The 21,822-nt window shown below is 46.8% G+C and carries 21 protein-coding genes; 6 read left to right on the plus strand and 15 right to left on the minus strand.

What is annotated here, in order from left to right; translation table 11 throughout:
* Positions 1–176 precede the first annotated feature (176 nt).
* The 5 genes from Q9R46_RS16410 to hcp all read right to left on the minus strand — a co-directional run bounded on the left by Q9R46_RS16410 (position 177) and on the right by hcp (position 5,485).
* Complete coding sequence (locus Q9R46_RS16410; protein ID WP_311280767.1) at positions 177–1,208, minus strand: NAD(P)/FAD-dependent oxidoreductase; 1,032 nt, start codon at positions 1,206–1,208, stop codon at positions 177–179.
* Positions 1,208–2,221 carry an ABC transporter substrate-binding protein gene (locus tag Q9R46_RS16415; protein ID WP_311280768.1) on the minus strand — a complete coding sequence of 338 codons (1,014 nt, stop codon included), beginning with the start codon at positions 2,219–2,221 and terminating at the stop codon, positions 1,208–1,210. Before Q9R46_RS16415 ends, Q9R46_RS16410 begins: the two co-directional genes overlap by 1 nt.
* Before the next feature lie 102 nt (positions 2,222–2,323).
* A complete protein-coding gene (locus Q9R46_RS16420) occupies positions 2,324–2,938 on the minus strand; it encodes an ABC transporter substrate-binding protein (protein WP_311280769.1) in 615 nt (204 codons plus the stop codon).
* Positions 2,910–3,935: a helix-turn-helix transcriptional regulator gene (locus Q9R46_RS16425; protein WP_311280770.1), complete on the minus strand. Its 1,026-nt coding sequence runs from the start codon at positions 3,933–3,935 to the stop codon at positions 2,910–2,912. The genes Q9R46_RS16420 and Q9R46_RS16425 overlap by 29 nt, the downstream gene beginning before the upstream one ends.
* Before the next feature lie 257 nt (positions 3,936–4,192).
* Positions 4,193–5,485, minus strand: a complete 1,293-nt coding sequence (gene hcp / locus Q9R46_RS16430) for a hydroxylamine reductase (protein WP_311280771.1) — start codon at positions 5,483–5,485, stop codon at positions 4,193–4,195.
* Positions 5,486–5,811: 326 nt separating this feature from the next.
* Between hcp and Q9R46_RS16435 the strand changes: the two genes are divergently transcribed.
* Positions 5,812–8,463 (plus strand): cation-translocating P-type ATPase, encoded by a 2,652-nt coding sequence (locus Q9R46_RS16435; RefSeq protein WP_311280772.1) that lies wholly within the window; start codon positions 5,812–5,814, stop codon positions 8,461–8,463.
* 168 nt (positions 8,464–8,631) lie between these two features.
* On the opposite strand, the gene Q9R46_RS16440 is transcribed toward Q9R46_RS16435, so the two are convergent.
* Positions 8,632–9,015, minus strand: a complete 384-nt coding sequence (locus Q9R46_RS16440) for a VOC family protein (protein WP_145332382.1) — start codon at positions 9,013–9,015, stop codon at positions 8,632–8,634.
* A gap of 205 nt (positions 9,016–9,220) precedes the next feature.
* On the opposite strand from Q9R46_RS16440, the gene Q9R46_RS16445 reads away from it, so the two are divergent.
* Positions 9,221–10,570: an MFS transporter gene (locus Q9R46_RS16445; protein WP_311280773.1), complete on the plus strand. Its 1,350-nt coding sequence runs from the start codon at positions 9,221–9,223 to the stop codon at positions 10,568–10,570.
* Between the two features lie 145 nt (positions 10,571–10,715).
* Here the strand turns inward: Q9R46_RS16445 and Q9R46_RS16450 are convergent, their stop codons facing one another.
* The gene (locus Q9R46_RS16450) at positions 10,716–11,192 is read right to left on the minus strand and encodes an SMI1/KNR4 family protein (RefSeq protein WP_311280774.1); all 477 of its coding nucleotides are present in this window, start codon (positions 11,190–11,192) and stop codon (positions 10,716–10,718) included.
* An 82-nt stretch (positions 11,193–11,274) separates the two neighbouring features.
* Positions 11,275–11,931 (minus strand): DUF2625 family protein, encoded by a 657-nt coding sequence (locus Q9R46_RS16455; RefSeq protein ID WP_311281048.1) that lies wholly within the window; start codon positions 11,929–11,931, stop codon positions 11,275–11,277.
* 111 nt (positions 11,932–12,042) lie between these two features.
* On the opposite strand from Q9R46_RS16455, the gene Q9R46_RS16460 reads away from it, so the two are divergent.
* Complete coding sequence (locus Q9R46_RS16460; RefSeq protein ID WP_311280775.1) at positions 12,043–13,536, plus strand: right-handed parallel beta-helix repeat-containing protein; 1,494 nt, start codon at positions 12,043–12,045, stop codon at positions 13,534–13,536.
* Positions 13,537–13,639: 103 nt separating this feature from the next.
* Here the strand turns inward: Q9R46_RS16460 and Q9R46_RS16465 are convergent, their stop codons facing one another.
* Both Q9R46_RS16465 and Q9R46_RS16470 read right to left on the minus strand, forming a co-directional pair.
* The gene (locus Q9R46_RS16465; protein WP_311280776.1) at positions 13,640–14,623 is read right to left on the minus strand and encodes a sensor domain-containing diguanylate cyclase; all 984 of its coding nucleotides are present in this window, start codon (positions 14,621–14,623) and stop codon (positions 13,640–13,642) included.
* 24 nt (positions 14,624–14,647) lie between these two features.
* A complete protein-coding gene (locus Q9R46_RS16470) occupies positions 14,648–15,454 on the minus strand; it encodes an alpha/beta fold hydrolase (protein ID WP_311280777.1) in 807 nt (268 codons plus the stop codon).
* A gap of 210 nt (positions 15,455–15,664) precedes the next feature.
* Here Q9R46_RS16470 and Q9R46_RS16475 point away from each other — a divergent pair, with 210 nt between their 5' ends.
* Positions 15,665–16,312: a hypothetical protein gene (locus Q9R46_RS16475; protein WP_311280778.1), complete on the plus strand. Its 648-nt coding sequence runs from the start codon at positions 15,665–15,667 to the stop codon at positions 16,310–16,312.
* Between the two features lie 211 nt (positions 16,313–16,523).
* Here Q9R46_RS16475 and Q9R46_RS16480 read toward each other — a convergent pair whose 3' ends face one another.
* On the minus strand, positions 16,524–16,892 hold the full coding sequence (locus Q9R46_RS16480; RefSeq protein WP_311280779.1) for a VOC family protein: 369 nt from the start codon (positions 16,890–16,892) through the stop codon (positions 16,524–16,526).
* 129 nt (positions 16,893–17,021) lie between these two features.
* Between Q9R46_RS16480 and Q9R46_RS16485 the strand changes: the two genes are divergently transcribed.
* Positions 17,022–17,582 (plus strand): DUF1697 domain-containing protein, encoded by a 561-nt coding sequence (locus Q9R46_RS16485; protein WP_311280780.1) that lies wholly within the window; start codon positions 17,022–17,024, stop codon positions 17,580–17,582.
* Positions 17,583–17,721: 139 nt separating this feature from the next.
* On the opposite strand, the gene Q9R46_RS16490 is transcribed toward Q9R46_RS16485, so the two are convergent.
* Together Q9R46_RS16490 and Q9R46_RS16495 are read right to left on the minus strand one after the other, a co-directional pair.
* Positions 17,722–18,756, minus strand: a complete 1,035-nt coding sequence (locus tag Q9R46_RS16490) for an NAD(P)/FAD-dependent oxidoreductase (RefSeq protein ID WP_311280781.1) — start codon at positions 18,754–18,756, stop codon at positions 17,722–17,724.
* A gap of 1 nt (position 18,757) precedes the next feature.
* The gene (locus Q9R46_RS16495; protein WP_311280782.1) at positions 18,758–19,408 is read right to left on the minus strand and encodes an ABC transporter substrate-binding protein; all 651 of its coding nucleotides are present in this window, start codon (positions 19,406–19,408) and stop codon (positions 18,758–18,760) included.
* Between Q9R46_RS16495 and Q9R46_RS16500 the strand changes: the two genes are divergently transcribed.
* The gene (locus tag Q9R46_RS16500) at positions 19,397–19,711 is read left to right on the plus strand and encodes a hypothetical protein (RefSeq protein WP_311280783.1); all 315 of its coding nucleotides are present in this window, start codon (positions 19,397–19,399) and stop codon (positions 19,709–19,711) included. The genes Q9R46_RS16495 and Q9R46_RS16500 overlap by 12 nt on opposite strands.
* Before the next feature lie 191 nt (positions 19,712–19,902).
* Here Q9R46_RS16500 and Q9R46_RS16505 read toward each other — a convergent pair whose 3' ends face one another.
* Together Q9R46_RS16505 and Q9R46_RS16510 are read right to left on the minus strand one after the other, a co-directional pair.
* Entirely contained in the window at positions 19,903–20,346 is a 444-nt protein-coding gene (locus tag Q9R46_RS16505; RefSeq protein ID WP_311280784.1) for an Hsp20/alpha crystallin family protein, read from the minus strand.
* Positions 20,347–20,540: 194 nt separating this feature from the next.
* Positions 20,541–21,752, minus strand: coding sequence for an MFS transporter (locus Q9R46_RS16510; RefSeq protein ID WP_311280785.1), 1,212 nt, complete (start codon positions 21,750–21,752; stop codon positions 20,541–20,543).
* Between the last annotated feature and the right edge of the window lie 70 nt (positions 21,753–21,822).

A 21,822-nucleotide genomic window follows, 5' to 3' on the forward strand; every position in this document is an offset into this window, starting at 1 on the left:
CTCATACTATTTGATCTGTGATTTCGCAATCCCCCTCTAACTTGCCAACATAACTTGAAACATAAAAAAACCTTGCCAGCCACACCAAGAACTTCTCGGGTGGCTGGCAAGGCTTATTGACTTTCATCCAATGAATCTCACAATCTCTCCTATTCCTGACAAACACATACGCCTGTCTATCTGTTGGAAATAGCTTTGTTTTTCTCAAAGAACCGGGCATTGTGAGAAGACACACCCGCCATATCGGATGCTGCGGGTTCAAGATACATCTTGGCACTGTTAACTGCAAGCACTGCATCGTTAAAGGCTCCTGCAATCAGTCGCACTTTGCTTCCGTAAGTGATAAAGTCACCGGCTCCAAACACACCTGGAATGCTGGTACGCATGCGCTGATCAACGGTCACTCCATAATCCTCCCGTTCCAGTCCCCACTGTACGAGATTACCGAAGTCACGATCGTAACCATGACTCACAATCACTTCATCTACATCAAGTTGCTTTATTTCCTTGGTTTCCATGTGTTCTAGTTCAACACGGTTTATCTGATCACCCTCACCATACAAATGAGAGATCCTGTAGGGCGTTAAGACCTGAGCATGAGCTTTCATCTGAGCGACTGGCGTTTCATGTGCGGCGAACTCATGTCGCCGATGTACCACAATGACTTCATTCGCAATTTTAGCTATTTCATTGGCCCAGTCAATGGCTGAATCGCCACCTCCCGAGATCAGAACCCGCTTACCCCTAAAACGGGAAAGATCTGTAACCGTGTAATGCAGATTGGTCAGTTCATATCGGCTCACACCCTCAATGTCGAGCTTTTGGACCTGTGTCATTCCCCGACCTGCACATAAAAGGATGGTGCGTGTGTAATGCTGCTCTCCCGTCTTGGTTGTCAGCACGAATATCCCATCTTCACGACGATGCATCTGATCAATCTGTTGGCCGAATACGATAGTAGGGTCGAATGTTCTCGCTTGTACCTCCAATGATTTAATCAGCTTCTCACAACGTACAGGCTCGATTCCCCCCACATCCCAGATCAACTTCTCTGGATAGGTACGCATAAATCCGCCGAGTTCCTGTTTGGCTTCAATGATTTTAGTACGCATGGCTCTCATTCCGCTGTAGAATGCAGAGTACATTCCAGCAGGCCCACCGCCTACGATCGTAATATCATAAATGTCCTGTTGCTTCTCTGACGTCATTAAGGCACCAACTTTCCAACAACATAGTCCATTAATTTAACCGAACCAATGGGACCCACACCAGATACGAATTCACTTGTTTTCAGAGGGAAAACATGATCATTCTTCACAGCCTTCAGATTCGCCCATACCTGGCTTGCCTTCAGATCTTCCATGGATTTCTTCGTGTCATAACCTACGAGGGTTCTGTCTTCCAAGAAGATATAATCCGGATTCAACTCCGGCAAAAATTCCAGAGAGAACTGACTGAACCAATCGGTAGAATCTTTAATGGCCTCCGGACTGTTCAGACCGAGGGTTTCATAGAAAAAGACACTGCTGCTTCCCCCTTTGGGACCCATGAAACGGTAACGATTGTGCTCCACACGCAGGACTAATACTGTCTTGTCCCCCAGAGCAGCTGCAATCTTATCTTTGGCCTGTGCAGCCTTCTGGTCAAATTCGGCCAGTACCTTAGCAGATTCCTCCGTTTTATCGAAGATGTCCGCTAATTTCGGCATTGCCCGTTCCATTTCACTATTGGCATCCAGTGCCACAGTCGGAGCAATTTTAGATAATTCATCATATACGCCCTGTTCCATACCTTCGCCGGCTGTAAGAATCATATCCGGAGATAACGCAAGCAACTGCTCGTAATTATATTGATACTGTTCTACTTCGATCGTCTGAACACCGTGTTCTTTAAAATATGCCGGTCGATATTCCGCTTCGACTTCGGGCGTATACAATACGATCTGTGGTGTAACTCCCATCTCAATTAAATACTCAGCATAGATGGAATCAAACACAACCAGATTTTGAGGATGGGTAGGGATGGTCACCTCTCCAAACTGATCTTTCACCACTTTGGTTCCACTGCTATTCGGTTCAACTTTTGTTGTACTTGTTGCTTCCTCACTCCGAGTTCCTGATATACCCGCTGTTGTCTCCTCTTCGGTTCCGCTGGAACATGCCGCCAGCAAAATGCAGATCACCACCAGCATGATACCGAACCCTCTGAAACGTCGTAACATGATATGCTTCGCCCCTTATATGTATTGATAATGATAATTATTATCAAATATTATCAAATAAGAAGTGTTTCATCCATAGCATATCGTGCCTAACCCCATGGATTATTGTGCTCGATCTGGAGCAGTTTCTGTCAGATGGCTGACGATCTGATTCAGAATCAGCTGCTGGCCGGCAATGCCATGACCGTCGATCCACAGATGGGTGTCTATGAACGTCACACGGTTAATTTTTACCGCCTTTAGTTGGCTCCATTGTGGACTCGCCAACAATTTTCTCATATTGTCGTCCGCGCTGAAATGCTGCATGATTCGTTTCTCCACAAACAGATAATCCGGATCGGCTTGTACCAGCAACTCAAGCGAGCAAGGATTGAACCAGGCTGTACCTTGTTCGAGTGCTTGTGGAAGTGCTAATCCAAGCTGACCATATAACAACTGTGATATCCCGTATGAATGCCCACCCAAGTAACGATAACCAAACGCTTCCACCCTTAGCAGCATAACTGTCGAGGCGGATTGAACGATAGGTTGTAGCTGCTGTTGTGTTTCGCTGATCTGTTGTTGCAGTTGCAACTGAAGTCCCTGAGCTTCCTTTTCCATATGAAACCAGACTGCCAATTGATCTAGCAAAGCCTCTATGTTCTGATGGAGTCCCGTGATGAGCGGTGCGATCGTGCGCAGCTCTTTTTTAACCTTTTCCGTCATACTGTTGCCCACAATAATCTCCGGCTAGGGTTTGTCGAACAAGTTCTAAGTCCACATCATATTGCGTAACCTCAAGCAGCCTCACCCCATATTCTATAAATTGCTCACGTTGATGTGGAGACAGCAGGATCGGAGTGACCATCACGGCATAAGGAATTACCCCCAGATGAATCATTATCTCTGCACAGATTGGAGAGAGCACTACGAATCTACGATGCTTCAAAGTTTGTCTATATTGTTTTGGTGATACCCCTGTTAGTTGTTTAAAGCGGCGGCTGAAATAATGGGCATCCTCAAACCCGGACTTTTTAGCAATATGTTGTGAAGTCGCTGAAGTTAATAACAGTTCTTCCTGAGCGCGATAGATGCGATAATGAGCCAGATAATCCAGCGGTGACTTGCCAAATTGTTCACTGAATTTGCGGGAATAGTGCCATGGGGTGATGCCGGCGATCTGTGCCAGCTGTCCGCGCGTAATCACCTGACCATAATGCTCTCTCATATAATCGTTGGAACGGAGTACACCGTTTTCCGAATTGAGCTCACTATCTCCCTTTTGCTGATATAGATTATTTAAAAGTTCATATAACAAGTGCTGATTTCCAACCCGTTCACTCCGAATATCCGTGTTTTCTTCACTCAATTGCTGAATAATACTAGCGAGGCTTCCTCCTGACAGCTGCATCTTCTGATAGGCTTCGCCTGACGGTACCTGCCAATCAAATTTCTCTACTTCCCGCCGATTATCAAATACAGCGTAGGTATCGAACTGAACATGCCAGCCTGCCAGATCCATATCGCCTCCGTCCATGACCTCCAACACAGATTTCTCTTCAATCGCAATTAATTCTCCGAAAGAGGCGTGAACCCTTTGACCATTTATATTCCATGTCGCTTTCCCATCTATAATAAATATCAAGCTGTGACTTGCAAAGTAGTGCCGCTCCCCGGTTGATATCCATGTATTGGTTAATGCCTTTGTTGATCTCCACTGAGCGATCCATTCCATGTTCTGAGGCATATCCTTATCCTTTCTACGTTCATACTCTTGAAAAAAAAGCCCGCACACTTGCAAGCCCAGTCCTGACTCTACGTTTCTATTGGTCTAATTCGCCATATTCACAGCCACCATCATATCGATTTGAACTCATCCTACCTGAATAGCAGGCTCTGTGCAATGCTGTGTGGGAATTGGATTACAACGCGAAAAAAGCCGTGCAGGAAGCACGACTCTTTTATCCACTCTACTCATGTAGCTAAACTTATCTAAGACAACGCCAACATTGCATTCATATCTTCTTCTGCCGTCGTAATCAGTTTCAAGCCAAACAGATCCACAAGCACATTCAATACACCTTCCGAAATAAATTCAGGTGGTTTTGGTCCGATTCGGATATCCTGGATACCGAGGCTGAACAGGCCGAGCAGAATTGCTACCGCTTTTTGCTCAAACCATGACAGCACGATGCTTACAGGAAGCTCGTTCACCGTGCAGCCAAAAGCATCAGCCAAAGCCATTGCGATTTTCACCGTTGAACCGGAGTTGTTGCATTGTCCGAGGTCAATATACCGCGGAATGCCCGTGTCTCCCACCGTACCGTAATCCACATCATTGAAACGGAACTTGCCGCAAGAGGTGGTGAGAATGACGGTATCATTCGGTAGCGACGTAGCGAGTTCACGGTAATAGTTACCGCCCTTACCCGGTGCGTCACAGCCTGCAATGACAAAGAACCGACGGATATGTCCGTCTTTGACGGCCTGGATAATCTCTGGTGCAAGCCCAATCACGGTCTCATGGTGATAACCTGTCGTTAATACTTGCTCGGATTGGATGTTCGCCACTGGCAGTGACAACGCTCGCTCAATAAGAGGTGAGAAATTCTCGCCTTCAATCTTTGTTACTCCCTCAAGACCAGCGACTTCATAGGAGAAGAAACGATCTGCATAGGTGCCTTTGATCGGCATGACACAGTTCGTTGTGGCCAGAATGGCACCCGGGAATTCTTCAAACAGCCTACGCTGATCGTACCAGGCTTTACCGATATTCCCTTTAAGGTGAGCATATTTCTTTAATGCCGGGTAACCATGCGCAGGTAGCATTTCGGAATGCGTGTAGATGTTGATGCGTTTGCCTTCTGTCTGACGCAGCAATTCTTCGAGGGCGTACAGATTGTGACCCGTCACGACGATACAATGACCTTCAATCTGATTTTGGCTCACCGTGATCGGCTGAGGAATACCGAATCGATCGGTATGCGCACGGTCCAATACATCCATGATTCGAATGGCGGCATTTCCGACTTTCATCGCCATCTCCAGATGTTCCTGCTGATTAAAGTTTGAGTTCGTAAGCGTCATATATAAAGCTTCGTGTGTGATCCGATCCACCTCAGGATCGGTATAACCAAGCTGGCGTGCGTGTGTAGCATAAGCCGCAATCCCTTTCAGGGCAAAGATCATCGTATCCTGCAAGCTCGCAATGGTTTCATTTTTACCGCATACCCCAATCACTTTACATCCACCACTCGGCGTCTGTTCACATTGATAACAAAACATATACATCTCCTCCAGACCAAATGAACTCTTCGTTACGAACTAGCCTAACAGAGCTGGAGGCACACAATTGTGATCTGACACACAGTTTTGTAAACCAATACCTATATTTTCCCTTTTAAAACTTATATCAGACTATCATCCAACCAATTACCAGTACCACGCATAAGTATCACTGGAATTATGAATAATGACATTGACAGCTAACGCTGTTCAAGCCTATCCTCCAACTACATATCCAATGTTGATAAAACAATATCAATAGGCGATTCTAGTTTTTGTCCGTTCGGGTAATACACATATAAATCACATGCCAAGGAGCTGGTCGATTGCAACATTACAGGCGCAGTGCAGAGGAAGTATTGCAGGAGGTACAAAGTTCCGAAAGAGGGCTTTCCACCTCCGAAGCAGCGAAGAGATTAGAATCCGTAGGATATAACGAGTTAAAAGGAAAAGACGCAACACCGATCTGGAAACTGTTTCTTGAAAATTTTAAAGATCCGATGGTCATCGTGCTTCTCATCGCAGCTGCTGTGCAGGTTGTGCTTGGACATCTGATCGAATCTCTAATTATTTTTCTCGTCATTTTGCTAAACGCTGTCATTAGTGTTGTGCAAACCAAGAAGGCGGAAAGCTCGCTTGATGCCCTTCGGCAGATGTCTGCCCCTGAAGCCAAGGTTATTCGAGATGGTCAGAAACAGACGCTTCCTGCGCGGGAGCTCGTACCTGGCGACATCGTATTGCTTGATGCCGGGGATTACGTGCCCGCAGACGGACGCATTCTGGAATCCGGCAGTCTCAAGATCAATGAAGGTATGTTAACTGGCGAATCCGAAGCTGCCGAAAAACATGCGGATGTGATATCAGAAGAGGCTGGAATTGGGGATCGGCGCAACATGGCGTTCAGTGGCTCCCTGGTTGTATACGGTCGTGGCACGATTGTCATTACAGGTACGGCATTGAAAACCGAAATCGGAAAAATCGCCGAACTGATTGAAAATGCGGAAGCCAAGGAAACACCGCTACAGCGCAAGCTGGAATCGTTCAGCAAAAAGCTGGGCTTTTTCATCCTGGGCCTGTCGATTCTCATTTTTGCCATTGAGGCGGGACGGGTGTGGCTGACAGAAGGCACCGAGAATATCGGCCCGTCGCTTATCAATGCGTTGATGTTTGCTGTAGCCGTGGCAGTGGCTGCCATACCTGAAGCACTCTCCTCCATCGTCACCATCGTACTATCACTGGGTACCAGCAAGATGGCCAAGCAACATGCGATCATTCGCAGATTGCCCGCGGTGGAAGCGTTGGGATCGGCCAGCATTATTTGCACGGATAAAACCGGTACACTCACTCAGAATAAAATGACCGTTGTGGATTATTACATTCCTCACGGTACAAAAGACGAGTTTCCCGATAACCCTGCCGAATGGTCGGAAGAAGAACGTCGGTTGTTACATATTGCCGTACTCTGCAATGATTCGAACATCAATCAGGAGGGCAAGGAGCTTGGCGATCCCACCGAAGTTGCACTCATTGCGTTTAGCAACAGTGTGAACAAGGATTACAACGAAATCCGGGATCGGTTTCCACGGGAAGCCGAGCTTCCGTTTGACTCGGATCGCAAGCTGATGAGCACCGTGCATACCTTTGAGGGGCAGACTGCTTTGTTGACCAAAGGCGGCCCGGATGTGTTGTTCAGTTGCTGCAGTCATGTATTTATCCACGGTGAGGCACAACCGCTGACCCCTGAGATTCGTGCTCAATTTGAAGAAAAAAACGAGGCATTCTCCAAACGCGCATTCCGGGTGCTAGCCTACGCATACAAACGTTTTGATGACAAAAAAGAGGTCACGCCTGAGGACGAATCCGATCTTACCTTAGTTGGTCTGACCGCGATGATTGATCCGCCGCGTGAAGCGGTATATGGCTCCATTGAAGAGTCCAAAAAAGCAGGCATTCGCACCATCATGATTACGGGTGACCACAAAACAACAGCTCAGGCCATTGGCATCGACATTGGGCTGGCTGACAAAGATGATCTTGCCATCACAGGTGCTGAGCTGGACAAAATGTCGGATGAAGAGCTGGATCGGCAGCTCGAACACATCTCCGTCTATGCAAGGGTTTCCCCTGAAAATAAAATTCGGATCGTGCGTGCATGGCAACGTAAAGGCAAAATTGCAGCCATGACCGGAGATGGTGTCAACGACGCTCCTGCACTGAAGCAGGCCGATATCGGCGTAGCCATGGGAAGTGGAACGGATGTCGCCAAAGATGCGGCGGCGATGATCCTGACTGACGATAATTTTGTATCCATTGTGAATGCGGTCAGCGTTGGACGGATGGTATTTGATAATATTAAAAAGGCTATCGCCTATCTGTTCGCCGGTAATCTCGGCGCCATTATCGCCATCCTCTTCGCACTGGTTGTCGGCTGGGTTAATCCATTCACAGCGCTACAACTGCTGTTTATCAACCTGGTCAACGACTCCTTGCCAGCTATTGCACTCGGCACGGAGAAAGCCGAACCGGATGTGATGCGGCGCAAGCCGCGTGACATTAACGAAGGTATTTTTGCAGGCGGAACGTTGCAGGCTGTCATTATCCGCGGGGTTCTCATTGGCGTCGCCGTTATCGTGTCACAGTATATCGGACTCGGTATCTCGGAAGAGATGAGTGTCGCGATGGCGTTTACTACACTGATCCTGGCGCGCAGTCTGCAAACCTTTGCGGCACGTTCCAACACCCAGACTATCTTCCAGGTCGGTTTCCTGACCAACAAGCTGGTGCTTGGTTCGATTGTGGTCTGTCTCTGCCTCTACGGTATTACGCTGATTCCGGGTGTTCGCGGCATCTTTGCCATTCCTGATACCTTCGGCTGGGATGAGCTCCTGATCGCAGGCGGGCTTGCGCTTGGCGCGGTGATCCTGATGGATGTCATCAAATGGATTCGCAATCGCGGCAAACAAACCGCCGCGGCTTAGTTGATACAAGATGTACCGATGGACATCGCGGTGTGCATTATAGATTGGATAAACAAACAGCGCCCCTTTTGGAAGGGCGCCTGTTTGTTTATCCGGGTTATTTTTTCATACCATATAGATCGATTGTTTGGTGCTTCTTGGGTCTTTCTTCTATTCCAGTACCTTCTACTAACCCTGCTTGATGCCAAAGGCAATCCATCGTCCGTCGATATCCTCGATTACAAATTCTTTGTTGTTATAATCAGAATGATGGAAGGAACGAACAATCGTTACACCCGCATCGATCAACTCTTGTTCAAGCTCTTCCTGCTGTTTCGTAATGAAATAGGCGTCGTATCCGTAGCCATACAGCTCTCGATTCGGGATTACCTTCTGTCCATTGCTTTGGGTTAAAATAATCTCGGTAGAATCACGGTACAGGCACACATGCGGCTCTGCGACGTCCAAGTATTCCACGACACGAAATTTTAGTTTTTCTTCATAAAATGTAGCCGTTCTCCTCATATCAAGGGTTGGGAACACACTGTGGGACTCTAATAATGCTGGCTTCATAATAATCTAATCTCCTTCTTCATTCTAATCAATCTTAAGCCGCTTACGCCTGTTATGTAGTCGCTCGAAAAAAAAATATGACACTATTGCCATATTAACATTAGAGGAGTAAAATAGAATATTGTTTTGTCTCCCTCGTATATAATGCTAATACCAAAATCTATTCATATTATATGATAACTCTTTACAAGACAGGAATGGTTATGTGAAAGAAAAAATTTTAATGCCGCTCTGGACGTGCTGCCTCTTCATCGTGGTGATGAACACGACCATGTTTAACGTTTCGTTGCCTGTCATTATCCGTGATCTTCAGATCACTTCTGACCTCGGTTCTTGGGTTATCTCCAGTTATTCCATCGGATATGCTCTGTCTACCGTGATATATAGCCGCTTGTCCGACCGAATTCCGGTACGTAAGCTGGTCACGGTCGGGCTGTTAATTCTTGGCTGCTCGTCCGTGCTCGGGCTGTTCGCACACAACTTTGCCTTGCTGCTCACGACGCGAATTCTGCAATCCGCCGGAGCGGGGGTTATGGCTGGCCTCGGTCTAGTCATTGCGAGTCGTTATATTCCAGTGGAACGGCGCGGGGCTGCCCTGGCGCTCATCTCATCCGGTAGCGCGATGGCCTTTGGCCTTGGTCCGATTGTCGGCGGACTGATCAGCGAGTACATGGGCTGGAACGGTTTGTTTGCGATTACGGTGCTGGTGCTGCTTGCCCTGCCGGTGTTGCTCTATTTTTTACCGCGGGAGACCGTGAACAAAGAACAGCCATTTGACCTTACGGGTGCACTGCTCACCATCATGAATGCAACTACCCTGCTCGTGGCCATTACACAGCGGTCATGGATCTGGCTGGTCGTTGGCGTAGCCTCTCTTGTTGTACATATTCTGTATATTCGCAGAGCAAGATTACCTTTTGTGAACCCACAGGTGTTTCGAACGCCGGGTTTCACTCGGCTTATTCTCATTGGTTTCTGCATACTCGTGGTCAATCTCGGAAATCTGTTCCTGATGCCGTTAGTGCTAGCCGATCTGTATCATCGTTCTGCCCTTGCCATCGGCTTGCTCATTGCCCCGGGAGCGATCATCTCGGCATTTTGTACCCGTTATGTCGGTCGCTGGATCGATCGTTATGGCAATATGCGCTTTATGTTGATAGGACAATGTATGCTCGCCGCGGTACTCGTGTTGTTTATGCTTGGACTTGACCAGTCCGCCCTGATCATTACAGGCGGTTATGTGTTCTTCTCGCCAGCACTGTCAGCCTCCATGGCCTCCCTGAATAACGAAGCCTCACGTGTACTGCCAAGAAACCAGATTGGTTCAGGGATGGGATTGTTGCAGCTGATCCAGTTCTTTGGCGGTTCGGTGTCTGTAGCCGTGTGCGGTTTGCTTCTGCACGCCATACCCGGCGTAACGGTACAAGAAGCTTATCACGTGGTGTATGGCTGCCTGCTGGCCGTATGTCTCATTTCGCTTGGATTGACACTATGGCACAGCAAAGCGGCTTCACTTGCAAAGCGCAATTTAACCTCTGTACCCTCCGGTCGCTAATGAAGCATGCATCTGTCTTTGGAACGTCCTGTAGAAAAATCTTACGTCGAACTTATATAGAAGTCGAAAAAGGCCCGCACCTGTTTGCGAGCCTTTTTGCTGCTTTTACATATCTATTTTTATCGACTATCTTTAAAGGCTAACCTTATTCTTGCGCTTGTGGTGGCCGCACCTGAAGAAGCGATGCAAATGAACGAAAATTGGCAACAAGCGGCTTCACATTTTCCTCCATTAACTGCTGCGCCTCTTCCCTCGTCTCGGCCTCACTCTCCGCATCTTCACGCACCATCGCCAGTTCATGCTCCATCACCAGTACAGAAGGCGTGTCTCGGCTCTCACGATAATCAAGCAAATAGTTGTTACCACTGCTGACACTCCACGCAATCGGAATAATTTGCCGCGGATCAGGATTGACCTCATCCACTAATGTCGTATTATTCGAGATAAACTGATCATCCAGTGCATGAAAACGTATCTCCCAATCTTCCGTCTCTGTGCCCTGGATCAGATCAAAAGAAGCGTCGCCGTGCAGCTGAATAAAGTCAAGGTACTCCTGCGGAAAAACAATACCATAATGAGACTGAATACGCGTCACACTTGCACGATCATTCTGGTCACTCATTCCTGTTCGTCCTCTCTAAGCTTGATCAATTTCAAATGAACTCACCCAGCTAACTTCAACTCACCCGCGCTGCCAGTACCTTTCACTTCGCTTCGAGTACCGCTTTCCAAGCCTCAGCAATATGAACTGGCGATTTACTGCTTTTCTTTCCGCTACCTTCCTTCGTCCAGAGCGGAGGAAAATAAGCAAACACTTGGCCATTGTCCAGTTGCGCCATATCTTCCTGCCAGCCTTTCCAGCGAAACGTTTCGTAAAATAATTGCAGATCCCCCTCAGCCAGCCAGGTCATGAACTCGGAGTACGAAAGCTCCGTGTCCTCCCACTCCAAGGCATCCGGTGCAAAATAATAAATCTGTCCCGAGCCATTAAACTTCCCGGTATCCAGTGCAAAAAAGCCTCCAGCCACATCATAGGCCACGACCATCATGCCCGGCAATGCCTCTACAGCAGGTTCGTCACTCAAGCCATTCCAGCTGGCCAGACTGCCATATACACTCTCACCGCCTGCGCCCAGCAACGTAATCCATCCATGATCCACCGCCATGCCCTCCGTCTCATAGGCGACAGCTCCGATATAAGAACGAGTGCTCACTTGGAGCTGGTGCAGCGTATTCTTGCCTATTTCCGGCTGTACCGGAGCATAGGTATATGTATTTCCCCCCTGATCCAAAAGCGCTTTGAGCTCCGGCCAGGCATGATTTTCCTGATCCATTAATTCATCAGCAGACAGATGTTTCATCATTCGACGTCTCCTCTCCATTTCATGACTTTTCCAAGCATATCATGGCTTAATCTACCATTCAAATCTGATATAATTAGCTTTCAGATTGTAATTAAAGGAGGGATATCCTTGTTTCGTTTAATCCTGCTCCCTGCTCTAATCCTCACGTTGTTCACATCTTCGGGCTGCCAGGATCGAGCCTTCTCTATTCCTCAACAACCAGATGTCCAGACCGAAACGAATGATCTGACCATCTATTATATTTCACCACAGGGAAACGATAAGAATCCTGGAACCATCCATTCTCCATGGAAGACGATTCAGTATGCAACGGATCATGCTTCTCCCGGTAGTACGATCTATCTGCGCCAGGGTGTCTACACCCAAAAAGTCAAAATAACCCGTAGCGGGCTTTCTTCAGGCAAACCTACGCTAATCTCCAGTTATCCTGGAGAGAAAGCGATTCTCGATGGCAAGCCGTTATCTGTACGCGGTGTCGAAGGCATGGTCGAACTGGACAATGTCAGCCATGTTACGATCTCAAATCTGGAGATTCGTGGCTTCTCCACCACTGAGACGGGGCAAGTCCCTGTCGGCATTTACGTACATGGAGCAGGAGAGAACGTGCAACTTCTCGGCAATCAAATTCATGCCATAGCTAGCCGGGCAACGCCAAAAGGCGATGAACTGCAAGGCAGAGATGCACACGGAATCGCCATCTATGGCACAGAGCATCCACAGGCCCTACGCAATATTATCATTAAAGATAATGAACTGTATGACCTCGTGCTAGGTTCCAGCGAATCACTTGCGGTTAACGGCAATGTCGACACCTTTGCCATTATGAATAATACCATCCATGATACAGACAACATCGGCATTGATCTGATCGGATATGAGGGCATTTCAGAGGATGACACGTATGACCTTGCGAGAAACGGTATCGTTCGCGGCAACACCATCTACAACATCACATCCACTAAAAATCCGTCTTACGGGCTTCCACTTCCGAATAAAAGTAATTCAGCCGGAGGCATCTATGTAGACGGCGGCACTCGTCACATTATAGACCGCAATAAATTGTACCTGAATGATATCGGAATCGAGATAGCCTCGGAGCACGCCGGCCGTTCTACCAGCAACATCACCGTTCGTGATAACCTGATCTATCTCAATCGACTAACAGGCATCGCCATGGGGGGGTACGACGAAGAGCGAGGTGCAACGGAAAACAGCCAAATTTTATATAATACCATCGCAAACAATGATACGTTAAACGCGGGTAATGGACAGCTTCTGATCCAGTCTCATACAAGAAACAATACCTTCAAGCAAAACATCGTTACCGCTGGCAAATCCGGTGTGCTGATGTATAACGAGTACACAAGCAACACAAGCAATGTGTTTGATCACAACATATATTTCGTTAACGATGAAGCGGACGATGCCCTTTGGGTTTGGAAAAATAAAACGTATTCCGGTTGGACTGCGTACCAACAAGGATCAGGCAATGATGCACACTCACGCTATGTAAACCCGGCGTTTGTGAACAGCTCAAAGGGAGATTATCGCCTGCAAACAGGCTCTCCAGCCAAAGCTTACGGCTATCTGGCCCCAAGATAGACATTGTCTTCCTTTTTTAACCATCGTCTGTACTAATTAATAAACGGATCAAGCAAGCAAAGGTTCTCTGCCTGCTGATCCGTTTTTATGATGCGTGATTCTATTAACGCTGAATCAAATGAGCCGCATGGGTTACCCGATTTCGCCCGCCCGTCTTGGATGCATAGAGCGCATCATCTGCCTTTTGAAACACAGACAGCTCCGTATCTGCTCCCGAGATCGTTGCCGCGCCAATGCTCACCGTAACGTGATATTCCCCCCAATCCGCAGAAGCAACGTGTGACCGGTATCGTTCTGCGATGCTGATGGCTTGTTCCTCTCCGCAATTCGCTAGAATGATCACAAACTCCTCACCGCCGTAACGTGCCACCACATCGACCTCACGCGAGATGGATAGCAACAACGTAGCCAAATTACCCAGTACCAGATCACCGATAGGATGTCCGTAGGTGTCGTTAATGCTTTTGAAGTGGTCAATATCCATCACAAGCAGGGAAAATTCACGCTGTTCCTCATAATAGAGAGATAGATGATAAGCCATTTTTTCTTGGAAAAACCGACGATTCTTGAGACCTGTCAGCAAGTCCGTAGACGCCATCAATTCCAATTGTTCATTGACTTTAATCAGCGCCTGCTCTTTAATTTTGTATTCTTCATGCAGACGCTCCAGCTCTTGGTTTGCTTCTTGTGTTGCCTGATATAAGTCCTGCAGCTTGGTCTTGGTATTTAAAATGTCCTTTTCATGCTCAATCCGTTTACGCATAATGACGACTACGCAGTCCACAACATGTTGCCCGTCCCGCATCTGACGCACCCCGTTGAGCAGCACCGGGACGTCCTCCTGGTCACGCTTGCGAAATGAAAAATACATCTCGGCCACATGACCATACAGCTGAATATACGGATAGAAATACGTATGAAAAAACACTTTATTGGTGACCGACATCATGGATTCGATATGTTTGCCTATCAATTCATCCCGTTCACGCCCAATCATGTGCAGTAACGTTTGATTTACCGACAAAATCACGCCCGAATCCGATATCGAAAAATACCCGCAAGGTGCCGTATCTAATTGAATGTCCATCTTAAACAGCCTTTCTTCTGTATGTTAAGCACTCGCCAGATATTCTTTAATTAATCGAATCGTCTCGGCCGGTTCACTCAGATGAGGATAATGCCCCTTGGCATTCATCTGCTGTAAACTGCTGTTCTTCAGGTGGGAGTGTAGATAGTCTCCGACCTCTACGGGAGCGATACTATCATCTGAGCATTGCAGAATCAAGGTAGGCACAGACACCGAATCCAGTTCGATCCGACAATCGGACAGGAATGTCACTTCGGCAAATTGCCGGGCGATATGCGGATCACGGGAACAAAAGCTCTTCTCCAGCTCTTCCGTCAGATCCTTCCGTTCCGGGTTCTGCATTACAATAGGAGCCAGATAACTTGCCCAGCCGATAAAGTTCAATTGCATCATCTCCAACAGTTCATCAATATCCCGCCGTTCAAATCCACCGAAATAATGAGGCATATCGTTCAAATAGCGCGGAGAAGGCCCCAACATGACGATATTTTTGAAAAGATGCGGTGCCTGAATGGAGGCAAGCATGCCAATCATGCTACTGACGGAATGGCCGACAAAGATCACATCCCGAAGCTCCAGCACTTCCATAATTTCAAGTACATCCTGGGCATAGCCATGGAGATCATTATATTTAAGAGCATCATAATATTTAATTTGGGACTCCCCGGAACCAACATAATCAAAGAGAACAACCCGGTACTGTTCAAAAAAAGCTGGCACGATATGTCGCCACATCTCCTGATCACACCCAAAGCCATGTGCAAACATAATCGTCTGACTGCCTGTTCCCATAACATTTACATTGTTACGTACAAGGACATCAACCGTCATCTCACTCACCTCTCTTAAAGCTTTTCACAAATTTTCTATTAGGATATTATATCGTAAAATGCTGGGAATTGAATAAGCACTATTAACCTATTTCCTTTATATAACAATCCTTGATGATAAATATTTTACAGTCAGAATGAATCATGGAGTTTAATCATCAGCCCATCCGATATAAAATAATACTATATCTTTGTCAGGAGGAACGAAACCATGCAGCAACTAAAGCAAGCTTTAACTCGTTTCATAGAACAACAAGATCAATATAACGAAGCTTACGGACTTTTCCAAAATCACGACATGCGACCTCGGGTGCTTCCGGTTCAGCCGGAAGTGGACAAGCGTATTTCCCTTTCGCCTGAACTCCAATACTTTTATAGTCACTATGAGATGGTAGATGCTCAAGCCGAAGGAACAATGAAAATGAAGAGCGCAGCTGTGGAAATCGGAGATGCAGCCCTGTTCTTTTTCGCGGCTCCAGAACATCTTCATCGCCAACAGCTGGGGTTTCGCTGGATCGGTATGCAGGAACCTTTCGAAGAATCCGATTCCTGGCCGCCACATCATATTGTCATTGCCAATGTCAACGATGATCCGATCATCGTTGACGCAGCAGCTCCCGCTTCTCCTGTCTATGCTGCCTTTGAGGGTGGAGAACCACAACGAGTTGCGGATTCCCTGGCAGACTTTTTCGATGCTCTTGCCATCTTGATTGAAAGCGCACGTTCGCTGGGGGGAGAAGTGAAAGACGAAGAAACCTATGAGACCAAACCAGAGTACCTTTCAGAGGTACAGCCCAAATTAGAGGAACTGCTTGGAGAAAAACAGACGGTGCATCTATTGGAGTATCTATCTATGTGATACATAGAAGTAGATCGGGGGCGTCTCTTTGATTAGTCATGAGGAATGAACAAACTCCCTAACAGCAACAGGTTTTATTTTTCACCTGCATACGGTATAGGGAGTTTATGCAATGTACGGACAACGTCTTCACGCATAGTCTTGATATGGGCACCATGTCTATCACAGAGGAATGTTCCCTGATGTTTAGCAGCACCCGTCTACTAGACGATCATGCTTTGCTGTGAAGTGTTATTAAATAACCATCCGGGTCAACAAATGTAAAGGTTCGTCCGAATGGCCCATCGATTGGAGCAGATGTTATCTTCACGCCTGCTTTGACAAGCTTATCGTGGATTTCCTGTGCATCAGGGGCATACAACCACAGAGCGACACCAAGCCCGGGCTGCGTCCCTGAAGCAAGGTCTACTCCTGGCATAAGGTCACGAAGTGCAAATGCGATGGGCTTTGTTTCAAAAACGACTGCATGAGGCGGTCCAGCTTGTGAACGGACCAGGCCAAGAAAATTTTGATAAAATGTGGCTGAGCTTTCAAGATCGTTCACCTGAAGTGAAATAAAATCGGGTCCAATGACTGACATAACGATAAATCCTCCTCTGAATGGGGTTAATGTGTATGTCTTGAGTATAAAGGCCCTCTCTTGCCAACAGTATGTCAGTAGCATTTTTTCATTTTCTCAAATTTTTTTAATCCTTAGGAGGATGGGTGCATGATCTACGTTGCTTTGCTGCGGGGCATTAATGTAGGCGGCAATAACAAAATCGGCATGAAGCAGCTCAAGGAAACCTTTGAACAAGCAGGGATGCACAAGGTGGTAACGTACATCAATTCTGGCAATATCATCTTTGCTGATTATGAGGACCGAAGCGACGCCCATGCCGAATTATCCGCACTTTTGGAACAGGCCATTGCTGCGGATTTCGGCTTGCAGATTAAAGTACTAGTCCGGGACATGGATGAGATGACATCGGTCATGCAGGCACTGCCTTCCCATTGGACCAATGATGATCAGGCCAAAAGTGATGTTCTCTTTTTGTGGGAGGAAATTAACGATATCGATATTCTGGGGAAACTGCCTCTCAAACCGGGTATAGGCGAGCTTGTTTATGTGCCCGGAGCCCTCCTGTATTCGGTGGGTCGAGATGAAGCAACGAGGAGCGGCTTGAATAAATTGGCAGGCTCTAAAATTTATTCCTACATGACTGTCAGGAACGTGAATACCACACGTAAAATTTATGCCCTGATGCAAGCTGCAGAAAAAGAAAGCTGAAACTTGAGCCTGAATTCTGCTCCCGTGCAAAAAAAACACTGCTTGTAGCAGCCCCGGGAACCAGCGTTAAAATCCTCCATAAATAAAATAAAAAATAAAATCTCATGATCATGAGATTTTATTTTTTGTGAATATTCAGTTATCCTTGTTCCAAATTAGATAACGCTTTGTTTTTCTCCAGAAACCGGACATTGTGAGAGGAGACATTTGCCATATGCGGAGCAGATGGGTCCAGATATCGTTTGGCACTGTTCACTGCAAGTATCGCATCACTAAAAGCCCCTGCAATAAGCCGCACCTTGCTTTCAAAAGTAATGAAGTCACCTGCGCCAAATACGCCGGGGATGTTTGTACGCATTTGTACGTCAACCTGAGCACCGTACTCGGATTTTTCCAGCCCCCATTCAACGAGTCTGCCAGAATCACGATCATAGCCATGACTTACAAGCACTTCATCCACTTCAATTTGTGCCGCCTCTCCGGTGACTAAGTGAATTAGTTCAACATGCTCTATACGGTCACCTAGCCCACATAAACGGGATATCTTATATGGCTTCATAACATGGACCCTGTCCTTCAGTTGGGCTACAAACTGTTCATGTGCTGTAAACTCATTTTGCCTGTGCGTTATAGTCACTTCTACTGCAACTTTGGCAATCTCATGTGCCCAATCCACGGCTGAATTTCCTCCGCCCGAGATCAACACACGTTTATCGGAAAATCGGGACAACTCCGTCACTGTATAGTGCAGATTGGTAAGCTCATATCGGCTAGCTCCTTCGATATCAAGCCTCTGTACCTGGGTCATGCCTCTGCCGGCACATAGAAGGATCGTACGTGTGTAGTGCAGTTCTCCAGTTCGAGTGGAAAGGACAAACAGTCCATCCTCCCTTTTATACATTTGATCCACCTGTTGACCAAATACAATCGTTGGTTCAAACGTTCGTGCCTGAACCTCCAATGAATGGATCAGCTTCTCACAACGAATAGGCTCAAAGCCCCCAACATCCCAGACCAGCTTCTCGGGGTAAGTACGCATGAATCCACCCAGTTCTTGCTTGGCTTCAATGATTTTGGTTCGCATATCCCTCATACCGCTGTAAAATGCAGCATACATGCCGGCCGGTCCACCACCAACAATGGTTATATCGTATATATCCGGTTTTGCTGTCATCCTATTGACCCAACTTTTCGACAACATAGTCCATTAACTTGACCGAACCGATGGGACCTACACCGGAGGTAAAAGCACTTGTTTCTAACGGAAAAACATGATTATTTTTAACAGCTTTCAGATTCGCCCAGATTTTGCTTTGTTTCAAATTCTCCATCGATTCCTTGGTGTCATACCCTTTGAGCGTTCTATCTTCCAAGAAAATATAATCCGGATTCATCTCAGGCAAAAACTCCAGCGAGAAGGGATTAAACCAAACGTCGGCATCCTTAATCGCCTCAGGGCTTTTTAAACCCAACAGGTCATAGAAAAATAGGCTGCTGTTTCCGCCCTTCGGACCCATGTAACGGTAACGATTTTGTTCGACCCGGAGCACAAGCACCGTTTTATCTCCTATAGCCGTTGCAATTTTCTCCTTTGCCTGCTTCGCTTGTTCATCAAACTTGGCTAAAATCTGCTCGCTCTCTTTTGTTTTCTCAAATATAGCGGCCAGTTTGGGCATGGCGCGATCCATTTCACTATTGGCATCCAGTGCCACTGTAGGAGCTACTTTGGATAACTCATTATATATGCCTTGCTCCATGCCTTCTCCTGCGGTGAGAATGAGATCTGGCGACAGATCCAGCAATTGCATGCCTTTTTGATTGAACACAAAAACCGCTTTCTGACACATCCCAATGTCGCCTTTATGTTTGTTCTCTCTTTTATTACGCCGCTGGAGGTCCATGATTTTGTACTGGCCCAATATCGAATGTACCTTGGCACCTTGAAAGAAGAACTCACCGCTTTGTTCGCTAATCATAAAGGAATCCGTCCGAGCCCGGAAGAAGCAACACTGGCTTTTGTGACCTTGATGGATGGTCTGGATGTGCAACTGGTATACGAGACAAGACAGTCATACGAGCAGGCTTTGGCAATTACGTGGAATGTATTCTGGGCAGGTGTCCAGAGCTAAAAAGAGTAAATCCCATCAACATCATTGCATGAATTCATAAGAAAAGGCCTTTCGTAGCCATGTTTTGACGTGACTGACGAAAGGCCCTGTTTAAAACAGTTCAAAACTACATCAACGGATTAGCTTCTGCTATCTACATATAAAGTAAAGTGTATAACCAAAGGCTCCTGTCATTTTTCATCCAGTCGAAATCAGTCAATCTGAATGCGTTTGTGTGCCTGTTCATCGCCCGGACGTTTTGGAATGTCCAGCTTCAGTACCCCATTTTCGAGCCGTGCCTTAATATGGTTCTCATCAATATGGTCCACGTAGAAACGGCGGACGAATTCCCCGGCACGACGCTCTTGCCGAATGATTCGATGATCGTCATCCTTTTGCTCAACCAGTTCATTACGTTTGGCGCGGATAACGAGTTCATTGCCTTGCACCTGAATATCGATGTCTTCTTTGGCAAAGCCAGGCAATTCGGCTTCGACCAGATATCGGCCATCTTCCTCCCGAATGTCGGTGCGGAATGGCTGCATCCCCGTTCCAAACGACGAGAGGAATGAGGTGTCAACCATGTCATGGAAGGATTTCAGCATCTGTCCGAACGGGTCATCATTTCTTCTGCGAAATGGAATCAGATCAAACATGAACATCATCTCCTTAAATGTGGTTGGGTGTGGTTGTTGCTTACATCTATTATTGTATTCATGACGTTACAAAGGTTCAAAGCCGATAAAAAGCGATATAAGGCAATGATCTGCGATTTTGGCTAAATAGAATAAAATAGATCGTTTTATCATTTATTTTGACTAACTTTGACCTTCTGACTTTATCTGACCAATCATTGATGCTCCGCCGCATCTTGCTGCGTATTGATCTTCTGTGCAGACGTTGCTACTCCTTGCCTTTTGCTTGCTCCCTTAAACTGTAATATGGCTAAACAAAAAGCTATACCTACAGCGACAACACCCGCCCAATTCAATGACAGAACCGATGAACGGCTAATTACAAGCCCGCCCAACCCGGAACCCAATGCAAAGCCAAATTGGATAAATGACGTATTCAAACTTAGCGCAATGTCCGGACTACGGGGCGCGAGGGTCACCAGATATAATTGCTGGGCAGGGGAGATACTCCATGTGGCCAACATAAATATCATCAGCACCAGGATCAGCAAGATCAGGTGTGTGCCCGTCACAGCAAATAACAGAAGCGTCACCCCTTGCAGCACTAACCCGAGAAAAACGGTGAACTTCGATCCCCTGGCATCCGCCAATTGTCCGCCCAATTTGGAACCGATAAAGCTGCATATGCCTGCCAGGAATAGAATCAGGCTAATTTCGGTCATCGATAGAGACGAGGTCGTTTGCAAAAACGGCGTAATATACGTGAACAAGGTTGCATAGCCGCCCACATATAACAGTGACATCATCAATGCGATTATAATTAATTTATTTTTCAGCAACGAGAGTTGCATGTTCAAGGTTACCTTCTCTTGCTCGCGGATGGAAGGAACCTTGCGATAAATAATCAGAAATGGAACAACACTGAGGAGACCAATGACCATAAATAACATTCTCCAGCCAAACATTTCACTGAAAAATGTACCGATCGGCACGCCAAGCACGAGCGAGCTGCTTAGCCCCATCAGAATAATTCCGATCGCATTACCTCGCTTTTCATTCTCCACAAGCCTTGTCGCTGCCGCCATCGAAACGACCGTTGTCATGCCGCCGCTTGCTCCCTGAATGATGCGTATCCAGATCATCGCCTCATATGAGAGGTCCAACATCATGATGCCATTGCTGGCAATAAATACCCCAAAGGTGAATAGCAGCAGTTTCCTGCGATCAACATTGATGGTTGAAGCGATCAGAATGGGGGCAATAATAGCTGCTGCAAGGGCAAAAACCGTGACTAACATGCCCGCTTCCGCCGTAGATACACCAAGATCGGCCGCCATCATCTCAATAATTCCGGTGATAATGTATTCAATGGTGCCGATCAGAAATACAGCCAGTGCCATAATATAAATCGTGCCTTTATTTTTCAACCGTTCTCACTCCATCTTGTATTATGTTCGTTTTGCATTTAAGTGTTCTATATAGGTCACTTCAACTTAT

Source organism: Paenibacillus sp. RRE4 (genome assembly GCF_031844205.1).
GTDB lineage: Bacteria > Bacillota > Bacilli > Paenibacillales > Paenibacillaceae > Paenibacillus > Paenibacillus xylanexedens_B.